Source organism: Curtobacterium sp. L1-20, assembly GCF_048755855.1.
Classification (GTDB): domain Bacteria; phylum Actinomycetota; class Actinomycetes; order Actinomycetales; family Microbacteriaceae; genus Curtobacterium.
Genome location: NZ_CP151473.1, coordinates 2,408,303 through 2,425,246, shown reverse-complemented (window position 1 = coordinate 2,425,246; position 16,944 = coordinate 2,408,303). Strand labels below are relative to the sequence as shown.

At 72.3% G+C, this 16,944-nt stretch carries 17 protein-coding genes; 8 read left to right on the top strand and 9 right to left on the bottom strand.

What is annotated here, in order from left to right:
* From AAEP86_RS12990 to AAEP86_RS12980, 3 genes are all read right to left on the bottom strand, one after another.
* Positions 1-744: an acetoacetate decarboxylase gene (locus AAEP86_RS12990; RefSeq protein WP_420367751.1), complete on the bottom strand. Its 744-nt coding sequence runs from the start codon at positions 742-744 to the stop codon at positions 1-3.
* Between the two features lie 143 nt (positions 745-887).
* The gene (locus tag AAEP86_RS12985) at positions 888-2,000 is read right to left on the bottom strand and encodes an acyltransferase family protein (RefSeq protein ID WP_420367750.1); all 1,113 of its coding nucleotides are present in this window, start codon (positions 1,998-2,000) and stop codon (positions 888-890) included.
* Between the two features lie 199 nt (positions 2,001-2,199).
* Positions 2,200-3,162 (bottom strand): beta-1,6-N-acetylglucosaminyltransferase, encoded by a 963-nt coding sequence (locus tag AAEP86_RS12980; protein WP_420367749.1) that lies wholly within the window; start codon positions 3,160-3,162, stop codon positions 2,200-2,202.
* Between the two features lie 107 nt (positions 3,163-3,269).
* Here AAEP86_RS12980 and AAEP86_RS12975 point away from each other — a divergent pair, with 107 nt between their 5' ends.
* Positions 3,270-3,680, top strand: coding sequence for an arsenate reductase ArsC (locus AAEP86_RS12975; RefSeq protein ID WP_420370482.1), 411 nt, complete (start codon positions 3,270-3,272; stop codon positions 3,678-3,680).
* A 13-nt stretch (positions 3,681-3,693) separates the two neighbouring features.
* Here the strand turns inward: AAEP86_RS12975 and AAEP86_RS12970 are convergent, their stop codons facing one another.
* Positions 3,694-4,725, bottom strand: a complete 1,032-nt coding sequence (locus AAEP86_RS12970) for an alcohol dehydrogenase catalytic domain-containing protein (RefSeq protein ID WP_420367748.1) — start codon at positions 4,723-4,725, stop codon at positions 3,694-3,696.
* Positions 4,726-4,950: 225 nt separating this feature from the next.
* Here AAEP86_RS12970 and AAEP86_RS12965 point away from each other — a divergent pair, with 225 nt between their 5' ends.
* Genes AAEP86_RS12965 through AAEP86_RS12955 form a run of 3 tightly spaced genes read left to right on the top strand, consistent with a single transcriptional unit; the run spans position 4,951 to position 8,359 of the window.
* A complete protein-coding gene (locus AAEP86_RS12965) occupies positions 4,951-6,384 on the top strand; it encodes an extracellular solute-binding protein (protein WP_420367747.1) in 1,434 nt (477 codons plus the stop codon).
* On the top strand, positions 6,381-7,406 hold the full coding sequence (locus AAEP86_RS12960) for a carbohydrate ABC transporter permease (protein WP_420367746.1): 1,026 nt from the start codon (positions 6,381-6,383) through the stop codon (positions 7,404-7,406). Before AAEP86_RS12965 ends, AAEP86_RS12960 begins: the two co-directional genes overlap by 4 nt.
* Positions 7,403-8,359 carry a carbohydrate ABC transporter permease gene (locus tag AAEP86_RS12955; RefSeq protein ID WP_420367745.1) on the top strand — a complete coding sequence of 319 codons (957 nt, stop codon included), beginning with the start codon at positions 7,403-7,405 and terminating at the stop codon, positions 8,357-8,359. Before AAEP86_RS12960 ends, AAEP86_RS12955 begins: the two co-directional genes overlap by 4 nt.
* A 5-nt stretch (positions 8,360-8,364) precedes the next feature.
* Here the strand turns inward: AAEP86_RS12955 and AAEP86_RS12950 are convergent, their stop codons facing one another.
* Positions 8,365-9,045 carry an SDR family NAD(P)-dependent oxidoreductase gene (locus tag AAEP86_RS12950; protein ID WP_420367744.1) on the bottom strand — a complete coding sequence of 227 codons (681 nt, stop codon included), beginning with the start codon at positions 9,043-9,045 and terminating at the stop codon, positions 8,365-8,367.
* Positions 9,046-9,147: 102 nt separating this feature from the next.
* Here AAEP86_RS12950 and AAEP86_RS12945 point away from each other — a divergent pair, with 102 nt between their 5' ends.
* Positions 9,148-9,981 carry a helix-turn-helix domain-containing protein gene (locus AAEP86_RS12945; RefSeq protein ID WP_420367743.1) on the top strand — a complete coding sequence of 278 codons (834 nt, stop codon included), beginning with the start codon at positions 9,148-9,150 and terminating at the stop codon, positions 9,979-9,981.
* Here the strand turns inward: AAEP86_RS12945 and AAEP86_RS12940 are convergent.
* Entirely contained in the window at positions 9,968-11,188 is a 1,221-nt protein-coding gene (locus AAEP86_RS12940) for a beta-ketoacyl-[acyl-carrier-protein] synthase family protein (RefSeq protein WP_420367742.1), read from the bottom strand. The two genes, AAEP86_RS12945 and AAEP86_RS12940, sit on opposite strands and share 14 nt — an antisense overlap.
* A gap of 55 nt (positions 11,189-11,243) precedes the next feature.
* On the opposite strand from AAEP86_RS12940, the gene AAEP86_RS12935 reads away from it, so the two are divergent.
* Complete coding sequence (locus AAEP86_RS12935; RefSeq protein WP_420367741.1) at positions 11,244-11,831, top strand: TetR/AcrR family transcriptional regulator C-terminal domain-containing protein; 588 nt, start codon at positions 11,244-11,246, stop codon at positions 11,829-11,831.
* A gap of 81 nt (positions 11,832-11,912) precedes the next feature.
* On the opposite strand, the gene dhaM is transcribed toward AAEP86_RS12935, so the two are convergent.
* From dhaM to dhaK, 3 genes are read right to left on the bottom strand one after another with little or no spacing between them, the layout of a single operon-like run.
* Complete coding sequence (dhaM, locus tag AAEP86_RS12930; protein ID WP_420367740.1) at positions 11,913-12,635, bottom strand: dihydroxyacetone kinase phosphoryl donor subunit DhaM; 723 nt, start codon at positions 12,633-12,635, stop codon at positions 11,913-11,915.
* Positions 12,632-13,285 (bottom strand): dihydroxyacetone kinase subunit DhaL, encoded by a 654-nt coding sequence (dhaL, locus tag AAEP86_RS12925; RefSeq protein WP_420367739.1) that lies wholly within the window; start codon positions 13,283-13,285, stop codon positions 12,632-12,634. Before dhaL ends, dhaM begins: the two co-directional genes overlap by 4 nt.
* A 31-nt stretch (positions 13,286-13,316) precedes the next feature.
* On the bottom strand, positions 13,317-14,318 hold the full coding sequence (gene dhaK / locus AAEP86_RS12920; protein ID WP_420367738.1) for a dihydroxyacetone kinase subunit DhaK: 1,002 nt from the start codon (positions 14,316-14,318) through the stop codon (positions 13,317-13,319).
* Positions 14,319-14,632: 314 nt separating this feature from the next.
* Between dhaK and AAEP86_RS12915 the strand changes: the two genes are divergently transcribed.
* The gene (locus AAEP86_RS12915) at positions 14,633-15,355 is read left to right on the top strand and encodes an MIP/aquaporin family protein (protein ID WP_420367737.1); all 723 of its coding nucleotides are present in this window, start codon (positions 14,633-14,635) and stop codon (positions 15,353-15,355) included.
* A 47-nt stretch (positions 15,356-15,402) separates the two neighbouring features.
* Positions 15,403-16,914 carry a glycerol kinase GlpK gene (glpK, locus tag AAEP86_RS12910; protein ID WP_420367736.1) on the top strand — a complete coding sequence of 504 codons (1,512 nt, stop codon included), beginning with the start codon at positions 15,403-15,405 and terminating at the stop codon, positions 16,912-16,914.
* Positions 16,915-16,944 lie beyond the last annotated feature (30 nt).

The window sequence follows — 16,944 nt, the reverse complement described above, 5'->3', positions numbered from 1 at the left end:
CTACCGCTCCCCGAGGTAGTCGTGCACCGTCTGCACCGGGCTGAGTGTGAGGTCGGTCGTGATGTGCGACGCCCGGACCACCTCGAGCACCGGGAGGTCGGCCATCGGGGCCAGTGCGTGCGCGAACAGCTGGAGCCGCGCCGGGCCGGTCCACGCCTCGGTGACGGTGATGTCGACGATCTGCGTCCGCACGAGCTGCGCCGTCAGCAGCCGACCGGTCGTGACGTCGGGGACGATCTTGACCATGAACGTCGGCACGGTGATCTCGGCGGCGGCCTCCTGGAGATCGAGTGCGTCCCACTTGTACGCCATGGTGGCCGTCGCGACGCGCTCCGCGCCGTGGTCCAGCGTGCCGACGAGTGCGCCGTGGTCGACCCGGAGCGCCGCCGACCCGTACACCTTGGGGTACGCGCTGAGCTCCCGCCCGGACACCGTCGCGGCGAAGGAGTCGAGGTACATCGCGTGCAGGTACTCCCCCGGCTGGCCGTCGAGCGTCACGGGGATCGCCTGCCCGGACTCGACGTACGGCCCGTAGCCGTCGACGTCGCCCATGCGCATCACCTCGAAGCGCACGAGGGGCTCGTCGATCCGCAGTGGTTCCGGGACGACGGCGCGGAGCGCGTCCGGGTCGGTGCGGTACACCACGTTGAGGTACTCGCGATCGGTGAACCGTGTGGCACGCACCGGGTACACCGGCGTGCGCAACGGGGTGGCGGCGTGACGAAGGACCTCGTCGGGTGTCATGGGACGACCTCTCATCGGCGGGGCTCGGGACGAGCCGGGCCAGTCTGCGGTGCCGGGTCGACGGCGCGCCTGCGGGGTTCCACGCAGCGCCGCGAGCGGCACCACGGCCTGCGCCGTCTCCCCCGACCGTCGATCCCCAACCGTCAGTCGCCGGTCGCGCCCCGGACCGGACTCTCAGACCGTCGCGCACCGGATGCACGGCGGCCGCCGACCAACCCGAGGATCCAGCGCCGCGCCGGGACCTCGACCGCGTGGTGGAGCACCGCTGCGAGCGCGAGCGCGATCGTCAGCGAGGTCAGGGCGAGGAGGGTGGCCGGCAGCCACGCGATCTGCGGATGGCCGTCGGGCCAGGGCGAGGACACCGAGGCGATCACCAGCAGGTGCACCAGGTAGAAGGCGAACGAGAGCCGGCCGAGCTCCTGGAACGGCCGCGACGCGAGGACGGACCGATGCCCGCGCACGTCCGTCCTGGCCAGGGCGCAGACGAGCAGCGCGTACCCCGCTACCGCGATCGCCGTCGGGTTGGCCCCGGCCGGCAGCGGCACCGGGAGCGTCCCGGCGGACGCGAGGTAGCCGAGCACCGCGGCCGGGACGCCCAGCACCAGCGGCGGACCTGCCCAGCCACGGTCCCGCACGAGCAGGGCGCAGGCGACGCCGAGCACGAACTCCGGCAGTCGCATCAGCGGCGACGAGTAGCTCGACGGGTGCCCCGGCAGGTGTGCGCTGAGCGCGGGGGCGGCGAACGTCACGAGCAGGGCGAGGACGGCCACGCCCGTCACGACCGGCGTCGCGCACCGGCGCAGCCCGGCGTACAGCAGCGGGAACACCAGGGCGAAGAACGCCTCGCACGCCAGCGACCAGCTGACCGGGTTGCCCGCCTGCCACCACGCGTCGTGCCACGTGCTGACGAGGAAGACGTCCGCCAGCTCCCCCACCGGGTCGGTCGTGCGGATCCCCGGGACGGTGGTGGCCGCGACGACGAGTGCGAGCACGACCCCGACCAGGTGCAGCGGCCACAGGCGCGCGATGCGGCGCAGCCAGAACCGCCCGACGGACGCGTGGTCTGACCCCCACGTGATGACGAAGCCGGACAGGACGAAGAACAGCGCGACGCAGGAGCTGCCGGCACCGAAGACCGTCCCCACGACCTGCGCTCCCGCCCCGCCGAAGTACTGCACGACGACGACGTGGAAGCCGAAGACGCCGAGTGCTGCGAGCCAGCGGAGACCGGTCAGGGAGGGGAGTTCGGTGGGCACCCTCCGACGCTAGGGAGGGCGGTCGACGGGCGAATCGGCCGTCGGTACCCGGTGGGTTCGGCCGACCGTACCAGTCCTGCGAGGGACGCCGGCGGGCGCCGCACGACACTGCCCGTGGTCGCTCGAGGGCAGCGCCCGCCGGCACCGTGACCAGGGGATGACGAGGTCGGGGTGAGCAGGTCCCGCGCGGCCACCGGGCTCAGACCAGCGGGAACCCCTCGGTCTGCCGGTCGACGTACGCGTCGATGACCGGGTTGCGTGCCGGTGCAGCGATCGGCAGCGGCCAGAGGCGTTCGCGGATCGCCGCGGTGAGTGCGTCGCTGGTGTCGTCGGTGAACTTCCGCGCGAAGTAGCTCCCCGATCGTCCGCACCCGTCACGGGCGTCGCTGGGCACCTGGCCCACGAGGCGCTCCACGTGCTCCTCCGTCAGCTGGCTCGGCCACGGACCCTGCGGCGACGTGAAGTCCGCGAACATGCCCGCCGGCGCGGTGCTCCTCAGGAAGCGGGTCTCGCCGAGGAGGGTGTGGAAGTAGTGTTCGTCGGCGCAGACGGTCCGACCGCAGAACGCCCGGAACGCCGCGCGGTCGTCGGAGAGCCGCAGCACCGCGTCGACCGCTCCGGCCGTCAGTGTGAACCAGTTGCTCCCGCAGAACGGTTGCCGCCCGTCCAGTGCCCGCCGCCACGGTCGGCGGGTGATGCGGTGGAGCACCCGGAAGAACGTGGTCGTCCGCCTCGCGCCGCGCGGATCGTGCTCGATCCAGATGCCGGAGAGTCGGTTCTCGGGCTTGCCCATCTCCGGCGCCGGGAACGGCATGATGTTGATCAACTGCCGCTCCGGGTCGGCCTCGAGCATGTCGCGGAGTGCTCCGGGAGACCGCACCGGGTAGCTGTCACCGCTGATGAACCAGTAGTGCGACGCGTCCGGGTGTCGCTCACGAGCAGTCCTGAGCAGGACCAGCGTCGCCTCCACCTGGCTGAAGCCGCGCCAGTGCACGTCGACACGCTCGGCGGTGAACGAGGATCCGGGTACGGCGGCGAACCGGCTCTGGTCCGCCGAGGCATTCACGTGGGTGACCACGACGTCACCGTCGGCGACGAGCGTCCGCACCAGGCGCTCGTGGTGCGCGGGCTGGTGGTGCGCCTGGACGACGAAGCAGATCACCCACGGATCGTCGCATGTGGAATACCACCCGACCAGGGGGCTCCGTCCGATCCCGAGGTCCGGCTGCCCGGTATGGTCGTCCGGTGGACGAGAGGAACCCCGCACCGATGGACGCGAAGCCCACCATCCTGTTCGTCTGCGTGCACAACGCCGGCCGCTCCCAGATGGCCGCGGGCTACGCGCTCACCCTCGGCGGCGACCGCGTCGAGGTCCGCAGCGCCGGTTCCGAGCCGAAGGACCGCATCAACCCCGTGGCGGTCCGGGCGATGGCCGAGGACGGCATCGACATCACGGCGAACCGTCCGCGGGTCCTCACCACCGAGCAGGTGCGCGACTCGGACGCGGTCGTCACGATGGGCTGCGGTGACGCCTGCCCGGTGTTCCCCGGCAAGCGTTACGAGGACTGGGACCTGACCGACCCGGCGGGCAAGGGCATCGAGGACGTCCGCCCGATCCGTGACGAGATCAAGCGCCGCGTGCAGGTGCTCCTGGCGGAGCTGCTGCCCACCGTGGCCTGACGGCCCGACCGGGTCAGCGCACCGCGACGGTCATGCCCGCCGAGGCCGCGGGACCGTCCATCGCGACGAGCGCCGCCGGCAGGTCGTCGAAGTCGATGGTGCGGCCGATGCTCTCGGCGGGGCGCAGCCGACCGGCCACGACGTCGTCGAGCATCGCGGCGTACTCCCCCACGCTGATCCCGTGGCTGCCGAGGAGCTCGAGCTCCTCGCCGATCACCCGGCCCATGGGGATCGCCGGGAGCGCTTCGTCGTCGAGCAGCAGCCCGACCTGGACGTGCCGCCCGCGCGGTCGCAGCGACGCGACGGCCGCGACGGAGGTCGCCCGGCTGCCGAAGGCGTCCACGGAGACGTGCGCCCCGCCGCCGGTGACGGCACGCACCGCCGTGGTGACGCCGTCGTCCATCGGGACGGGCACGGCACCGAGGGCCTCGGCCCGGGCGAGCGCGGCGGGTGCGACGTCGACGGCGACGACTCGTGCACCGGCAGCCACCGCGACGATGACGGTCGACAGGCCGACGCCGCCGCACCCGTAGACCGCGACCCACTCCCCCTCGGACACCCGGGCACGAGCGTGCACGGCGTGGTACGCGGTGCCGAAGCGGCACCCGAGACCGGCGGCCTCGGCGAAGCCCACGGCGTCCGGCACGGCGACGAGGTTGACGTCGGCGTGGGGCACCACGACGGCCTCGGCGTAGGAGCCGGGCAGGGTGAAGCCGGGCTGCTGCTGCCGGGTGCACACCTGCGTCGCACCGGCCCGGCACTGCTCACACGTCCCGCACGCGAACACGAACGGTGCCGTCACCCGGTCGCCCACCGCGAAGCGCGACACCGCGGCGCCGACGGACGAGACGACGCCGGCGAACTCGTGCCCGGGCACGTGCGGCAGTCGGACGGAGTCGTCGTGCCCCTTCCAGGCGTGCCAGTCGCTCCGGCACACGCCGGTGGCGGCGACCCGGACGACGACGCCGTCCTCGGGCGCGACCGGTTCGGGCAGGTCGACGATGGTGGGGACGGAACCGAAGCGGTCGTACTGCACTGCGCGCATCCGGCCATCCTGACAGACGTGCGGGCGGCCCTGGTGGCGACCACGGGGCGACGGTGGGAGCGGTGCGGACGCGGCCCGCGCCTCCCGACCGACCGCACGACCGTCCCGCGGGCGCTTGTCCGCGGAACGCAGCGAGCCGGCTCCCGGCGGTCCCCGACCGCCCGGATCCCGGTAGAAGGAGGAGCAGGGGTCGCACCCAACGGCGGGTGCGGGAACGGAGGAACGGTGTCCGCGCGCCGAGAGCGAACCACGACCAGGACCGTCACCCGGACCGCCGGCCTCGCCGCGATGGTGGTCGGCGCACTCGTGCTCACCGGCTGCGCCTCCGGCATCCAGCCCCGGGACGACCGCGACGTCGACTACTCCCTCAGGGCACACCTCAGCGGCACGCTCGACGTCATGGGGTTCGGCCTCGGCGACGACGTCGCGAAGGTGCGCGACCGCGACGCCCGGCACGCCCTCGGGAAGGGCGTCCGCGTCTCGATGGCCGAGGGCGCCCTCGACACGCAGACGTTCCTGTCGGCGGTGGCGGCCGGTGACCCGCCGGACCTCGTCTACGCCTCCCGTGACGACATCGGCTCCCTCGCCACGCAGGGCGCACTCCTCCCCCTCGACCGGTGCCTCGCCGGGTCGGGCACCGACACGTCGCAGTTCCGCGCGTCCGCGGTGGCGCAGGTCTCGCACGGCGGGCACGTCTACGGGGTGCCGGAGTTCAACCAGCTGCAGATCGCGATGGCCTCGACGGACCTGCTCCGCCGTGCCGGCCTGACGATGGCCGACGTGAACGGGTCCGATTGGAAGGCGATGCGCGCCGCCAACGAGGCGATGACCCGGACCAGCGGCGGACGCCTCGACGTGATGGGCGTGGACGCGAAGCTGCCCGACTTCTTCTGGCTGTGGACCCTGGCCAACGGCACCCGGCCGATCTCCGAGGACGGCCGGACGGCACGCCTCGACGACCCCGCCGTGGTCGAGGCCCTGCGGTACGCCACGTCCCTGACCGCGCCCGAGGGCGGGTTCGGCAGGGTGAAGTCCGTCCGCGACGCCGCGGACCTGTTCGGCGAGGACAACCCGTTCGCGTCCGGCGCGCTCGGGGCGCAGCCGATGGACAACTGGTACGTCAACGTGCTCGAGGACGTCAGCCCGGACGTCCGGCTGCAGTTCGACGCCTTCCGGGACCGCCAGGGGCAGCCGATCGCGTTCGCCGGCGGCAGCGCGTGGGCCGTGCCGGTGAACGCCCGGGACCCGCAGCTCGCCTGCCGGTACGCCGTCACGATGACGGGTGTCGACGCCTGGCTCGACGCCGCGCGGGCACGCATCCGCGCCGGTTCGGCGACGCACAAGCAGTTCACCGGACTGCTCACCGCGAACCGCGAGGCGGACGCCCGCATCGAGCAGATGGCGCTCGACCAGGCGACGGCGCAGGGCCGCTCCGACGACGACCAGTGGGTGCAGGCCGTGCGGGCGATCTACACGGCGAACGACCGAGCGGTGTCGGCACCGGCGAACCCCGCCGCGGCCGAGTTCGCGAAGGCGTGGCAGGACGGGGTGAACAGCGTGCTCAACGGACAGGCGACACCGGAGGCGGCGATGACCAGGGCGCAGCAGGTCGCCCAGCAGGCGCTCGACGACGCGTGGGCCGAGGAAGGACGACGATGACGACGACCGGTGCAGGACGAGCCCGACCCGGCACCGGACCGGTACGGTCCGGCACGACCGCCACCCGGTCCGGCGGGACCGCCACTCCGTCCGGTCCGATCCCGCCAGCGCGCCCCGGCGTCCGCCGCCGTCGTCGTCGCGAGGCCACGAGCGCCCTCCTCTTCATCAGTCCGTGGATCATCGGGTTCCTGGTCTTCACGCTCTGGCCGATCCTGCAGAGCGCCTGGCTGTCGATGACCGACTACGACGTCCTCCACGCTGCGCGCTGGGTCGGCTGGGACAACTACGTGGAGCTGTTCCGGGACCCGAAGGTCGCCCTGTCGCTCGGCAACACCGTGCTGTTCACCGTGCTCGAGGTCCCGGCGCACGTCCTGGTCTCCCTCGTCCTCGCGCTGTTGCTGGCGCGGGCCGGACGGGCCTCGGGGTTCTTCCGCACGGTGTTCTTCCTGCCGAAGATGACCCCGGCGGTCGCGGTCGGCGCCCTCTTCCTGCTCGTGTTCAACGGGCAGGACGGCCTGGTGAACCGGGCGCTGGCGCTGGTGGGCATCGACGGACCCGCCTGGACGACGGACCCCGCCTGGGTCAAGCCGGGCCTCGTCATCATGAGCCTGTGGACCGTCGGCGCGAGTGTCGTCATCTTCCTCGCGGCCCTCCGGGCGGTGCCGAGCGACCTGCTCGAGGCCGCGACCCTGGACGGTGCCGGCGCGTGGCAGCGGACGCTCCGGGTGACGCTCCCGTTGATCAGCCCGAGCATCTTCTTCGTCACGGTGGTCACGACGATCGCGTCGTTCCAGACGTTCACCGAGTCGTACACGGCGTTCTTCGGGGCGTCGAGCTCGGCCTACGGCAACGACGCCGCGCTCTTCTACGTCATCTACCTGTTCCAGCAGGGCTTCGAGTACCTGCACATGGGCTTCGCGTCGGCGATGGCCTGGGTGCTCTTCCTCATCATCCTCGCGGTCACGATCGTCCAGATCCGGGTCTCGCGACGGCTCGTCCACTACGAAGCGGGTGACGCATGAGCGCCGAGACGCTGCCGGGAGGCGCGGCCTCCTCCGACACGACGACCGGCGTCGGGCTGGGACCGGTCCCACCCCGCTCGGTCCGGGCCGGCGCCGCCGGTGCGGTCCGCGACGACCGCGGGTCCGGCCGCGGCTGGCGCCGCGGCCTCACCGTCGCCGCGTTGGTCGTCTGCGCGGTCGTCTTCCTCTACCCGTTCCTGTGGTTGGTGAGCGCGTCCTTCAAGCCACGCAGCCAGGTGTTCGACAACGCGCTGATCCCGCGGACGTTCACCCTCGACAACTACGTGACGATCTGGCAGTCCGCGCCCATGGCGCTGTGGATCGTGAACACGCTGGTGGTGACCCTCCTCGCCACCGTCGCCGTCACGTTCACGTCAGCGATGGTCGCGTGGGGGTTCGCGTACTTCCGGTTCCGCGGGCGCAACCTGCTGTTCGGGCTGGTCCTCGCCACGATGATGCTGCCCGGCGCGGTCACGATGATCCCGACCTTCATGATCTGGAACACCCTCGGGCAGTCGGGCACGCTCACCCCGCTCTGGGCCGGCAACCTGTTCGGGTCGGCGTTCTACGTCTTCCTGCTCCGCCAGTTCTTCCTCGGACTCCCCCGCGACACCTTCGACGCCGCGACGGTCGACGGTGCCGGGAACTTCCGGGTCTTCTGGTCGGTGGCACTCCCGCTCTGCAAGCCGGCCCTCGTCGTCACGGCGCTCTTCGAGGCGCAGGCGAGCTGGACGGACCTCATGAAGCCGCTCATCTACCTGCGCGACTCCGCGACGTTCACGGTGCCGCGCGGGTTGAAGGCGATGGTCGACCAGTTCGGCTTCGGCGGCGAGTTCCACTGGGAACTCATCGTGACCGCCTCGGTGATCACGACCGTCCCGATGATCATCCTGTTCTTCATCGGGCAACGACAGTTCGTCGAGGGGATCGCGACCACCGGGGCGAAGGGCTGACGGCCTCAGTACTCGATGCGGCCCCGGCGGTCGTGGAACTCGCCCGTGGGGCCGTCCGTCCCGATCGTCGCGAGGGCCACGGTCGCGTCGGTGCCCTCGGTGATCGTCTGGTGGCCGCCGAACCCGTTGAACTCCGTGGCGGTGTACCCGGGGTCGCTCGCGTTCACCCGGAACGTCGGCAGGTTCTTGGCGTACTGCACGGTCAGCGCGATCACCGCGGCCTTCGACGCCGCGTACGGGATGGACGGAACGGGGTACTCGTCGTGTCCCGGGGTCGTCAGCCACCGGGTGAACCCCACGCCGGAGGCGACGTTCACGATGACCGGCGCCGCCGACCGTCGCAGCAGTGGCAGCGCGGCCTGCGTCACGCGGACGATGCCGGTGACGTTCGTGTCGAGCACGTCGGCCATGGCGGCGGCGTCCAGGTCGTCCACGCCGAAGGACCTGCCGAGCACGCCGGCGTTGTTCACGAGCACGTCGAGCTCGGGGATCTCGGCCATCGCGCCGTCGATGCTGTCCTGGTCGGTCACGTCGAGCCGGACCACGTGGGCGCCGAGTGCGCGGGCGTCGTCCCCGCCGGACGGGTCGCGCATCCCGGCGAAGACGGTGTGGCCGGCCTCGACGAGGCGCCGGGCCGTCTCGAGCCCCAGGCTGCGGTTGGCTCCGGTGATGAGTGTCGTTGTCATGCCGTCCACTCTGCCCTGCCGCCGTGCGCGCCCCCAGGCACCGGACGACGGTGGGACCACCAGTACCAGGGAGGGTGCCCGGTCCCGAGCCATGATGGGGTCATGAGCGAATTCGCGAGCGTGCTGCGGTCCTGGCGGGACCGGGTGCGGCCCGAGGCCGTGGGCCTGCCCGCCGGTGCCGGTCGACGGACGAGCGGACTCCGCCGCGAGGAGCTCGCCGCGCTCGCCGGGGTGAGCGTCGACTACGTCGTCCGGCTCGAGCAGGGCCGTGCCACGAACCCGTCGCCGCAGATGCTCGGCGCGCTGGCCACCGCCCTGCGCCTTTCCACCGAGGAACGCGACCACCTCTTCCGGGTCGCCGGTGCCGCGGCGCCGTCCCGGCAGGTCGTCCCACGCCACGTCACCCCGGGCGTGCAGCGGATCGTCGACCGACTCGGCGACGTGCCGCTCGCGGTCTTCTCGGCAGCGCACGACATCGTCCTGTGGAACGACCTGTGGGCGGCGGTGTCGGGGGATCCGGAGCGGTACACCGGCATCGAGCGCAACATCGTCTGGCGGCACTTCGTGCACGGGCACGACGGGGTCGCCTGGGACGACACGCACCAGGAGGAGTTCTCGAGCGACCTCGTCGCCGACCTCCGCGCGGCCGTGGGGCGCTACCCCGCCGACCGGGACCTCGCCGCGCTCGTCGCCCGTCTGCGTCGCGAGTCCCCCGAGTTCGAGCGGCGGTGGCAGACCGGCCGGGTGGCGGAGCACCGGACGAGCCGGAAGACCGTCCACACGCCGGTCGGCCCGATCGAGATCGACTGCGACGTCCTGAGCGTGCCGGGCGGCGACCTGCGGATCGTGGTCTACACGACCGTCCCCGGCACGGAGGACGCCGCGAAGCTCGACCTGCTCCGGGTCACCGGGCTGCAGGAGCTCACGCCGCGGTGAACACGAGCGACGCGTTCTGACCGCCGAAGCCGAACGAGTTGTTGAGCGCCGTGCGCAGCGGCGCGGTGCGGGCGGTGCTGGCGACGACGTCCAGGTCGACGGCGGGGTCGAGGTGCTCGAGGTTGCGCGTCGGCGGCACGGTGCCGGTCTCGAGGGCCCGGAGCGTGAGGATCGACTCCACGGCGCCGGCCGCCCCGAACATGTGGCCGACGGCGCCCTTCGGCGCCGTCACCAGTGCCCCGGTGCCGACGGCTCGTGCGATCGCCGCGGCCTCGCCGACGTCGCCGACCGGCGTCCCGGTGGCGTGCGCGTTGACGTGGTCGACGTCGGCCCCGGTGAGTCCGGCCATCCGGATCGCCGCGGTCATCGCGCGCTCCTGCTCGCTGCCGTCCGCGAGCGGAGCCGTGACGTGGAACGCGTCCGAGGTGATCCCCCACCCCGCGAGGGTCCCGTGCGAGCGCCGGCCGCGGGCGGCGGCGTGCGCGGAGCGTTCGAGCACGACGAACCCGGCGCCCTCCCCCAGGACGAACCCACGACGGGTGACGTCGAACGGCCGCGAGATGGTCGTGGGGTCGTCGTCACCGGGCTTGGCGAGGGCCTGCGACTGGGCGAAGGACGCCATCGTGACCGGCGTCACCGCTGCCTCGGTGCCGCCCGCGATGACGACGTCGGCCTCGCCGCTGACGATGAGGCGCGCGGCCGTCGCGATCGCCTCGGCACCGGACGCGCACGCGGACACCGAGGTGTAGGCGCCGGCCCGTGCGCCGCGGGCGATGCTGATCTGGGCCGCCGCGCCGTTCGCCATGAGCATCGGCACCGCACGGGGTGAGACCCGACGCGCTCCGGACACGGCGAGCACGTCGTGTGCGTCGAGCAACGTCTCCACTCCCCCGATGCCCGTGCCGACCACGACGGCCAGGCGGTCACCCGGGACCTCGGGTGATCCGGCGTCCGCCCACGCCTCGTCGGCGGCGACGAGCGCGAGCTGTTGGCTGCGGTCGAGGCGGTTCGCCCGCACACGTCCGAGCGCCCCGTCGGCGTCGAGCGCTGCGTCGGCTCCGACGCGGATCGGCAGGCCGTCCCACTGCGCGCCGGCCCGGTCGAGGACGTGCACACCGGAGCGGCCGGCGACCAGCGCGTCCCACAGGGCGTCGACGCCGTGGCCGAACGGGGAGACGGCGCCGTAGCCGGTGATCGAGATGTCCACGTGGACTCCTTCTTGTACGTTGAACAAGTGGAGTTGTACCACGTACAATCGGCCCGTGGCAACCACGACCGAGGGCTCCGGGACCGCACGCGGAGCGGCGACCCGGGCACGGATCCTCGCCGCGACGGCCGGGCTGCTCAGCGCCGACGGCGGCGCGCACCGGACGGTGACCGTCGGCGCCGTCGCCCGTGCCGCCGGGGTCTACCCGAACCAGGTCACGCACCACTTCGGCTCGAAGGACCGGCTCGTGCTCGACGCGGCCTTCACGCTCTTCCTCCGCGACACGACGCGGCTGCAGACCGCCGGACGCCGGGCGCGGTCGTCGGAGTCCCTCCGCCGGGTCCTCGCGCGGACGGCGCTGGCGATGCCCTCCACGCCGGTCGTCGTCCGCGCCCTCGCGGCGGCCGGCGACGACGTCGCGCAACGCGAACGGGTCCGGCTTCTCCTCGCGGTGCTGTTCCGCCAGTCGGAGCGGTACCTCGAACGCGTCCTGACGGAACGCGGCTGGACGAGCCGGAACGGGGTCGGGCGTGACGCACGGACGTTCTGGAGCGCGGTCTTCGGAGCGACGCTCCTCGCCGACGCCGGGGTCACCGGCGGGCCGTCGGACCTCGACCTCGCCGGGACCCTCTCGGTCGCGTGACGGCGCCCGGGTCCGTCGGCGGCCGAGCGCCCGTCGGTACCCGTACGCCCGACGGTGTCCGGGAGTCCGACGGTGCCCGCGCTACTCGCCGAAGCCGGAGCGAACGAGCGAGGCGAGGGCGTCGACGGCGTCCCGGGCGTCCGGGCCGGTGGCGTCGATCGCGACCGACGCACCCTTCGGCAGGGCGAGTGCCATGATCGCGAGCAGGCTCTTCGCGTCCACGCCGTTGACCCGGACGGACGCCTCGTACTTCGCCGCGGTCTTCACGAACTCCGCGGCGGGACGGGCGTGCAGGCCGCTCGCGTTGACGAGGTCGACGGTCTCGGACGCGGCCGCGTCGTCGACGGGGCCCGGCCCGTCTGCCGGCACCGCGCCTCCTGGCTGGTCAGGGGACGGACGGGAGGCGCGGTCCGGGTCCGTCCCGAGGGTCGCGGCCGACGCGGCAGCGGCCAGGACCGCGTCGACGTCGCCGCCGGTCTGCGCGGCGACCGCAGCGGCGACCGTGCCCTCGACCAGCGGGGCCAGTGACACGTGCACGCGCGCACGGGCGTCGTCGTCGAGGAAGTCGAGCGCCGTGTCCGTCGTCAGGTAGGCGGACCCGAGGTCGCAGAGGACGACCACGGCGTCGGCGTCGGCGAGCTCCTCGATGCCCGCGGTGATCGCCTCGAACGAGGTGCCGATGCCCCCGTCGTCGGTCCCGCCGGCGGCGACGAGCGGCACGTCCGCCGCCATCTGGCGGGCGAGCTCGACGGTTCCCGACGCGATCGCGGCGCTGTGCGAGACGACCAGGATCCCGACGGTCACGCGCCCGCTCCCTCGGTGCCCGCCGAGGCCGCGTCGACCGCGGCGCGGAGGACGTAGACGGTGGACTGGGCTCCCGGGTCGCGGTGCCCGACGGCGCGCTCCCCGAGGTAGCTCGCGCGACCCTTGTGGGCGACGAGGGCGTCGGTCGACTCCGCTCCGGACACCGCCGCCTCCGCTGCCGCGGCCAGCACGCGCTCCGGCGCCTGCCCGTCGGCGGCCGCTGCCGCGGCGGCGTCGACCGCGGGGGTCCAGGCGTCGACCATGGTCTTGTCGCCGACCGCGGCCTTGCCGCGCGAGACGACACCGTCGCGTGCCGCGGTGAGCACGGCGACGAGGGCGTCCGCGTCGAGCTCGGTCGCGTCGCCGGCGGCCTGGGCGGCCTTGAGGTACGCGGTCCCGAAGAGCGGACCGGCGGCGCCGCCGACCGTGGAGATCAGCTGGGTCGCGACGACCTTGAGCACCGCCCCCGGCGTCTCGAAGGAACCGGTGTCGACGGCCTCGAGCACGGCCCGGAAGCCGCGGTCGAGGTTCTCACCGTGGTCGCCGTCGCCGATCTCGCGATCGAGCGTGACGAGCTCGGCCCGGTGCTCGTCGATCGTCGCGGCGGTTCGTCGGACCCATTCGATGGCCCATGCGGTGTCCAGCGCCAATTCGTGTTCCTTCCTGGTGGTCGGTGGTGGTTCAGCGGCCCCAGCGCAGCGCGGGGGTCTCCACCGGTGCGTCCCACAGCGTCGTCAGGTCGTCGTCGAGCACCGTCACGGTGAGCGAGAACCCCTGCATCTCGAGGGACGTCACGTAGTCGCCGACCAGGCTACGCGCGACGTCGTGGCCACGGTCGGTGAGGACCTCGGCGGCGCGCCGGTAGACGATGTACAGCTCGGACAGCGGCGTCCCGCCCATGCCGTTCACGAGGAGCAGCAGGCGTGACCCCGCCGGTGGTTCGAGGTCCGTCAGGATCGGTTCGAGGACCCGGTCGACCAGCTCGTCGACCGGCGCCATCGCGATCCGTTCGCGGCCGGGCTCGCCGTGGATGCCGATGCCGAGCTCCACCTCGTCGTCGGCGAGCACGAAGGACGGCTCGCCCGCGTGCGGGACGGTGCCGGAGGAGAGCGCCAGGCCCATCGACCGGGTGACGTCGTTGACGTGGCGGGCGACCGCCGTGACGGCGTCGAGGTCGTCGCCGCGTTCAGCTGCTGCTCCGGCGCACTTCTCGACCACGACGGTCCCGGCGACGCCGCGGCGACCGGCGGTGTAGAGCGAGTCCTGCACGGCGACGTCGTCGGCGACCACGACCGCCTCGACGCGGATGTCCTCCATCCCGGCGAGCTCGGCGGCGGTCTCGAAGTTCAGGACGTCACCCGTGTAGTTCTTCACGATGTGGAGCACGCCCGCTCCCCCGTCGACCGCCTTCGTCGCGGCGACGATCGGGTCCGGCGTCGGGCTCGTGAACACCGGGCCGGGCACCGCGGCGTCGAGCATGCCCGGGCCGACGAAGCCGGCGTGCAGCGGCTCGTGCCCGCTGCCGCCGCCGCTGACGATCCCGACCTTGCCGCTGACCGGTGCGTCGGCGCGGTGCAGGTGGATCGGGTCCTCGACCAGGACGACGTGTCCGGCGTGCGCCCGGGCGAAACCGCGGACGGTCTCGGCGACCACGGCCTGCGGATCGTTGATGAGCTTCTTCATGCTGACCTCCACGGGAGCGGGACGATCGCGAGGCTGCACACCGCCGTCGTCGACCGGAGTTGCCCCAATGTACATCGGCGGCGCGCGCACCCGTTCGCCCCTGGTGCACGTTCGTGCACCCGGCCCTCCGCCGCAGGACGGCCGGGGACTCCTCGGCGCACACTCCCCCTGCACGTTCGTGCACTTTTCCGCAGTTCCCTCACGATCCCGTCGCCCGGCGGGGAACGGCCTCACTATGCTCGGCCTCAATCACTCAACGGGGAGTGCCGGCGCAGCACCACCGGACCCCCACCCTCACGCACTGGAGGTCACCGATGGACGGCATCGGCGTCAATTTCCTGTCTGAGCTCGTCGGTACGGCGATGCTCATCATCCTCGGTGGCGGCGTCGTCGCCGCCGTGTCGCTCGCGAAGTCGAAGGGCTTCGGCGCCGGCTTCCTCATGGTCACGATCGGCTGGGGCTTCGCGGTCTTCGCCGGCGTCACCGTGTCGTACAAGTCCGGCGGCCAGCTCAACCCGGCGGTGAGCCTCGCGCAGGCCATCCTCGGCAACATCACCGTCGGCGAGATGCTGCTCTACTGGCTCGCCCAGATGATCGGCGCGATCATCGGTGCCGTCATCGTCTGGCTCGCCTACAAGCAGCACTTCGACGAGGAGCCCGACGCGGCAGCGAAGCTCGGCGTCTTCTCCACCGGCCCCGCGATCCGGTCGTACGGCTGGAACCTCGTGACCGAGATCATCGGCACCTTCGTGCTCGTCTTCGTCGTGATCGCCTTCACGAACGGCAAGACCCCGGCCGAGCTCGGCGCCATCCCGGTCGCCTTCCTCGTCATCGCGATCGGCGTCAGCCTCGGCGGCCCGACCGGCTACGCCATCAACCCGGCACGTGACCTCGGTCCGCGCATCGCGCACGCGCTCCTGCCGATCAAGGGCAAGGGCTCGAGCGACTGGTCCTACGCCTGGGTCCCGGTCGTCGGTCCGCTCGTCGGCGGCGCGCTGGCAGCCGGCCTGTCGTACGCGCTGCTGCCCCTCGCATAGACCCACTCCTCCCAGTCACCACCGAACGCAACCCGTAAGGAGCACCAATGGCCGACTACATCGTCGCCATCGACCAGGGAACGACCAGCACGCGAGCGATCGTCTTCGACCACTCCGGCTCGATCGTGTCCGTGGGCCAGAAGGAACACGAGCAGATCTTCCCCCGCGCCGGTTGGGTCGAGCACGACCCGTCCGAGATCTGGGACAACACCCGTGAGGTCATCGGGCAGGCCCTGTCCCGTGCCGACATCACCCGCCACGACGTCGCGGCGGTCGGCATCACGAACCAGCGCGAGACCGCGGTGGTCTGGGACAAGAACACCGGCAAGCCCGTCTACAACGCCATCGTCTGGCAGGACACCCGCACGCAGTCCATCGTCGACAAGCTCGCCGACGGCGACACCGACCGCTACAAGGCGATCGTCGGCCTGCCGCTCGCCACCTACTTCGCGGGCACGAAGATCATGTGGATCCTCGAGAACGTCGAGGGCGCCCGCGAGAAGGCCGAGGCCGGCGACCTGCTCTTCGGCACGACCGACACCTGGGTCCTCTGGAACCTCACCGGCGGCGTGGACGGCGGTGTCCACAAGACCGACGTCACGAACGCGTCCCGCACGCTGTTCATGGACCTCGAGACGCTGCAGTGGCGCGACGACATCCTCGCCGACTTCGGCGTGCCGAAGTCGATGCTCCCCGAGATCGTCAGCTCCTCCGAGGTCTACGGCCACGTCGAGTCGTCGAACCTGCTCCGCGAGGTGCCGATCGCCGGCATCCTCGGCGACCAGCAGGCCGCGACCTTCGGGCAGGCGGCGTTCGACCAGGGCGAGTCGAAGAACACCTACGGCACCGGCAACTTCCTGATCTTCAACACGGGCACCGAGATCGTCCGCTCGGAGAACGGGCTGCTCACGACCGTCGGCTACAAGCTCGGCGACCAGGAGACGCACTACGCGCTCGAGGGGTCGATCGCCGTCACCGGCTCGCTGATCCAGTGGCTCCGCGACAACCTCGGGCTCATCGGCAGCGCCCCGGAGGTCGAGGCGCTCGCGAAGACCGTCGAGGACAACGGCGGCGTCTACTTCGTCCCGGCGTTCTCGGGCCTGTTCGCGCCGTACTGGCGTCCGGACGCCCGGGGCGCGATCGTCGGCCTCACCCGCTTCGTCAACAAGGGCCACATCGCCCGTGCCGCCCTCGAGGCGACGGCGCTGCAGACCCGCGAGGTCCTCGACGCCGTCAACGCGGACTCCGGCGTGGACCTCACCGAGCTCAAGGTGGACGGCGGCATGACCGCGAACAACGAGCTCATGCAGTTCCAGGCGGACATCCTCAACGTGCCGGTCGTCCGACCGGTCGTCGCGGAGACCACCGCCCTCGGCGCCGCCTACGCCGCCGGTCTGGCCGTCGGGTTCTGGGCGAACCTCGACGAGCTCCGTGCCAACTGGCAGGAGGACCAGCGCTGGGAGCCGCAGCTCGACGACGCCGAGCGTGAGCGCACCCTGCGTCTCTGGAAGAAGGCCGTCACGAAGACCTTCGACTGGGTCGACGAGGACGTGCAGTAGTCGCACTGGTCGCGACGCACCGGAGGCCCG

Coding starts and splice junctions, on each gene's coding strand:
- AAEP86_RS12970 (WP_420367748.1), bottom strand. CDS start 4,725: ATGCGCGCAGTGCAGTACGACCGCTTCGGTTCCGTCCCCACCATCGTC.
- glpK (WP_420367736.1), top strand. CDS start 15,403: ATGGCCGACTACATCGTCGCCATCGACCAGGGAACGACCAGCACGCGA.
- dhaK (WP_420367738.1), bottom strand. CDS start 14,318: ATGAAGAAGCTCATCAACGATCCGCAGGCCGTGGTCGCCGAGACCGTC.
- AAEP86_RS12915 (WP_420367737.1), top strand. CDS start 14,633: ATGGACGGCATCGGCGTCAATTTCCTGTCTGAGCTCGTCGGTACGGCG.
- AAEP86_RS12945 (WP_420367743.1), top strand. CDS start 9,148: ATGAGCGAATTCGCGAGCGTGCTGCGGTCCTGGCGGGACCGGGTGCGG.
- AAEP86_RS12950 (WP_420367744.1), bottom strand. CDS start 9,045: ATGACAACGACACTCATCACCGGAGCCAACCGCAGCCTGGGGCTCGAG.
- AAEP86_RS12990 (WP_420367751.1), bottom strand. CDS start 744: ATGACACCCGACGAGGTCCTTCGTCACGCCGCCACCCCGTTGCGCACG.
- AAEP86_RS12960 (WP_420367746.1), top strand. CDS start 6,381: ATGACGACGACCGGTGCAGGACGAGCCCGACCCGGCACCGGACCGGTA.
- AAEP86_RS12955 (WP_420367745.1), top strand. CDS start 7,403: ATGAGCGCCGAGACGCTGCCGGGAGGCGCGGCCTCCTCCGACACGACG.
- AAEP86_RS12975 (WP_420370482.1), top strand. CDS start 3,270: ATGGACGCGAAGCCCACCATCCTGTTCGTCTGCGTGCACAACGCCGGC.